Origin of the sequence: Streptomyces sp. NPDC093568, assembly GCF_044764945.1 — a bacterium.
Lineage (GTDB): Bacteria > Actinomycetota > Actinomycetes > Streptomycetales > Streptomycetaceae > Streptomyces.
Map to the genome: position 1 here is coordinate 1 of NZ_JBIWJD010000044.1, position 3,395 is coordinate 3,395.

At 70.2% G+C, this 3,395-nt stretch carries 3 protein-coding genes; 2 read left to right on the plus strand and 1 reads right to left on the minus strand.

Going from position 1 to position 3,395, the window contains the following annotated elements:
- Window positions 1-312 precede the first annotated feature (312 nt).
- Window positions 313-1,422, plus strand: a complete 1,110-nt coding sequence (locus tag ACIRD7_RS43220) for an ImmA/IrrE family metallo-endopeptidase (protein WP_403461565.1) — start codon at window positions 313-315, stop codon at window positions 1,420-1,422.
- Window positions 1,423-1,426: 4 nt separating this feature from the next.
- Window positions 1,427-2,641 (plus strand): hypothetical protein, encoded by a 1,215-nt coding sequence (locus ACIRD7_RS43225; protein ID WP_403461566.1) that lies wholly within the window; start codon window positions 1,427-1,429, stop codon window positions 2,639-2,641.
- On the opposite strand, the gene ACIRD7_RS43230 is transcribed toward ACIRD7_RS43225, so the two are convergent.
- On the minus strand, window positions 2,626-3,240 hold the full coding sequence (locus ACIRD7_RS43230; RefSeq protein WP_403461567.1) for a hypothetical protein: 615 nt from the start codon (window positions 3,238-3,240) through the stop codon (window positions 2,626-2,628). The two genes, ACIRD7_RS43225 and ACIRD7_RS43230, sit on opposite strands and share 16 nt — an antisense overlap.
- Window positions 3,241-3,395 lie beyond the last annotated feature (155 nt).

Below are 3,395 nucleotides of genomic sequence, written 5' to 3' on the forward strand. Positions count from 1 at the left end.
CTGGGAACGACGCGACGACATCCACGAGGCCTTCCTCGGCCTCGCTGTCTGCCTGATCACCCACCGGCACGTCCAGAGGCTTTGTTAGGGCCAGTTAATGTCCCGGCGCGGAGGACTGCGCGAACCCCCTTGGCGGACGGGCCGGATGGTGCGGCGGTGCGGCTGCCGACCGGGGGTTGCCTTCGCACCGTGGGAGCACGGCACCGTCCACGGAACGGCAGTTGAGCGTGACGGAGCCCACTGGGAAACCGAATCAGTAGCGGAATATTCCGTGCTAATGTTTTGAGGACTGATCTGAGGCGGTGTGGTGTGATGGCGTCCGGTGACCTGCAGGCACATCCCGGGATGCTCGTGCTGGCGCGCGAGTCCCGGGGCATGACGCAGGTTGACGTAGCCGCCGCCATGACCAAGGCGGCTCCGCCCGGGGCCGCGGCGGTGTCCCAGGGCTATGTCAGCCGGGCGGAATCGGGGCGCCTCGCGGTCGACGAGGACCGTCTTCAGCTGTACGCCGCCGCCCTAGGCTACCCCGCGGACCTGCTGTGCCTGGATCCTCAGGTGAGCGGGGTGGGAGTGGGACTGATCCATCACCGCAAGCGGGCTTCACTGTCGGCCTCGGCGCTGCGCCGCATCCACGCCCAACTCGCCCTGGTACGGCTGCAGGTGACGGGGCTTGCGCAGGCCGCCGCGACAGCGGACCTGCCACACCGCTTCTCCCGCCTGCTCCTGGACGACTTCACGACGGCCAAGGATGCGGCCCGCCAGGTGCGCCGCGCCTGGGGCCTACCCAGGGGCCCGGTGACCGATGTGATCGCCGCGATCGAGGAGGCCGGCGGCCTGGTCGTGATGCGGAGTCTCGGCAGTGAACTGCTGGACGCGGTCAGTCAGTGGGACAACCTCCAGGTCCCGCTAATCCTGGTCAACGACCATGCGCCGGGCGATCGTTGCCGCTTCAGTGTCGCGCACGAGCTGGGTCATCTGGTGATGCATCCCGAGCCCGGCACGTCGAGCGAGCAGGAGAGGCAGGCTGACGCGTTCGCCGCGGAGTTCCTGATGCCCGCGGCCGATATCCGGCCGGCGTTTGCCGACGGTGTGGACTTGGCGAGGCTGGCGGAGCTCAAGCGCGTCTGGCGGGTGTCGATGAGCGCGCTGCTGCGGCGCGCACTCACCCTGAATGCCATCACCGAATGGCAATACCGCACGGTGATGGTGGAGATGTCGGCGCTCGGCTACCGCACGGCCGAACCGGTCGAGGTGGCGCCGGAGCAGCCCACACGCGTCCCAGCGCTGGTGAACGTCTTGTTGTCCGACCGCGGCCTGGCGATCGACGAGGCGGCCGCGTGTGCCCGCCTGCTGCCCGAGGACTTCAAGCGCCTGTATATGGCAGGCGACCGCTCGTTATCCCCTGAGCCGCTTCGAAGGTGAGGACATGATCGACCCGTCTGCTCCGCGCCCGCGCTCCGATCCCGCCGAGCTTCCCGACGCCCCGCAGGCCCTGTCCGGTGCGCTGAGCGTTCTGCAGGGACGCATGCTGCTGCAGGTGACGCCTGCTCGTGTCGGCTACCTGCGTACACAGCTCGATACGGGTCGCAGCGGCCTCGTGCTGTGCGGGAAAGACGCGCTACGGAAGGCCAAAAAGCTGCGCGGCGAGGGGCAGTTCACCGGGCCCCTGCTGGTCGATCCGGCCGCCTATGAGGCGCGGGCGGCCAGCGAGGAGGAGCCGTTTCCCCACGGGTCGGAGGGCTTCGCCTTCGACGATCCACTGGAGGTGTCGCTGGCGGAGCAGCGGGCGGTGGGAGTCACCGCGCCCATGACCCCGACGGGTTACATCCACGCCGAGAACTCCGACGCTCTCAAGGCCGCGGTACAGCGGGTGGCCGCCCTGGACGACGCCCAGGTTATCTTCGCGGCGCCGGTCGATGTGGGCTGGTTGCGGGAGGAGGACGCGGTGCGGCAGCTGATTGCCTTTCTACGGCTGGTGAGGGGACCGAAGGCAATCATGCTGGGCGGGCAGATGGACCCTCTCGCACGGCACGCACGGGCCGTCGACCACCTGCGGCGGGTGATCGAGGAGGTGCCGGGCGCGGCGCTGCTGCGCACCGATCTGGCGGCCTTCGGTGCGCTGGCTGCAGGGGCGGCGTTCGCGGCGTTCGGTGCCGGCAGCCGGCTGCGGCACATCGTGGCCCCGGGCGAGAAGGCCAAGACCAGCAAGGGCTTTTCGACGTCGCCGCATGTCCTGTTTGCCGAGCTGATGGACTTCTTCCTCGGCAAGACACTGGCCGACCGCTTCGCCGGCGCCACGGCTCCCGTCTGCGGCTGCGCAGCGTGTGAGGGGCTGTGGGCGCTGGATGCGTTCGCCAGCAACGAGGGCGAGCGCCAGGCACGCGCCGCCGCGCACAATGTGGCGGTACTGATGGAGTGGCTGCGCACGCTGACTGCGGTCGCTCCCGGGCTGGCGCGCCAGACATGGTGGCATGAGCGCTGCCGTGCGGCGGTGGAACGGTACCCGCTGGTGAACGCGCAGCTGCGGCAGCCGGACGCCTTCAAGGTGCCCCAGCAGCTGAAGCGGTGGGCGCTGGCGTCCCCGGCCGCGATGACGAACGGAGCGAACGGGCAGGCGGCCGACCATCAGCGCAGGAGCTGATACAGCTCCTCGACGAAGCACCACGCGGCGGCGGTGTGCCGCTCCGGGCGGTACTCCTCTGGTGCGAGCATCATCTCCACGCCGTGCTCGGTGGCGAGGAACACGCCGATGCCGTAGAAGTCGGCCTCGGCCAGCAGCTCTTCCAGGTGTGCGGGGCGACGGGTGAGCAGCATGGCGCGGCGGCAGAACGGCGCGAAACGGCCCGCGCCCCGCAGTCCCTGGCGCCCCCCGCCGACGCGCACCACGGCCAGGTCCACGCGCACCGGCCGCACCGCGCGCCGGGTCACCGTCGTGCGGTCACGGTCCGCGGCGCCTGCGGGCAGGGCGCGCACGGCCCGCCGCTGGCCAGCGTCGAGCGAGGCGAGAGGGACGGGGATGCCCACCGGCAGCGTCAGGAGCGTCTCCAGCACCGCCATCCGGTCTAGCCGCTCAGCAGCCACCTCCTGGCGCCGGGCGTGCTCGGTGGCATCCAGCCGGTGGAAGAACAGTGCCTCCGTTCCCTGCAGGGAGGCGACCTTGGTCTGGGAGCCCGCCTCCAGCAGGGCGGCAGATGCCGTCCGCACGGAACGGCTGATCACGGAGTTCGCCAAGGTCACCATGGCCTCCACCCTGCCTCACCGGGCTCCGGCCGCACACAGCGGCCCCGCCGACTATCCAACCCGCACGGGTACGGGCTGTTCTGCCAAACAGCTCAACAGGCCTTCAAGACACTGCCAGAGCCTCTCGTTGTCGCTGCGCCGGTACCAGCGGCGCC